1 protein-coding gene is annotated in these 670 nt (G+C 56.0%); it reads left to right on the plus strand.

Annotated elements, in window-relative coordinates; genetic code table 11:
- Positions 1–40: 40 nt before the first annotated feature.
- A partial coding sequence (locus MA04_RS21745; RefSeq protein ID WP_394356174.1) for an Rpn family recombination-promoting nuclease/putative transposase occupies positions 41–670 on the plus strand: 630 nt, incomplete at its 3' end.

The raw sequence follows: 670 nt of genomic DNA on the forward strand, positions 1-670 counted from the left end.
GCGGATTCGCTGGGGGCGGGATTGGATTCATCTTTATCTGTTGTTGGAGTTCCAATCCAGTGTGGACCGGTTCATGCCGGTACGGGTTCATACCTACACGGGCCTTTTATATCAAGACCTGATTCGCCGCAAGAGGCTTGAAGATAACCACCAGAAAATGCCCTTTATCTTGCCCGTCGTACTGTATAACGGAGAACCCCGATGGCGGGCTCCCATCCACGTCAGGAACCTGATCCTGCCTGGCCCCGCGGAGTTTGCCGGTCTTCAGCCAGAGCAGGCCTTTTTACTTCTGGACCAAGGCGCTTTTGATCTGGACCAACTGGCGTCCATGCGCAACCTGGTCGCCGCTCTGTTCCGGTTGGAACAACATCGCACCTTTGCCGAAGTACCCGAGGTTCTTAATGATTTGATAGACTGGTTACGTCCACCGGAACTGGCGGGTCTGCGGCACAGCTTCGTGGCATGGCTGCGCCGCCGGCTTCCCCAATGGATGCCGGGTGTAACGATCCCACAATTGCTCGACTTACAGGAGATCCAGGAAATGACGCGCAACAGTGCTCAGGAATGGAAGGACATGCACCATCAGGTGGGTCTGAGGGAAGGCCTGGAACAAGGCCTCGCACAAGGCATTGAACGAGGTATTGAACGGGGTGTGGAACAAGGCTCCACC

It is taken from the genome of Alloalcanivorax balearicus MACL04 (assembly GCF_025532145.1).
Classification (GTDB): Bacteria; Pseudomonadota; Gammaproteobacteria; order Pseudomonadales; family Alcanivoracaceae; genus Alloalcanivorax; species Alloalcanivorax balearicus.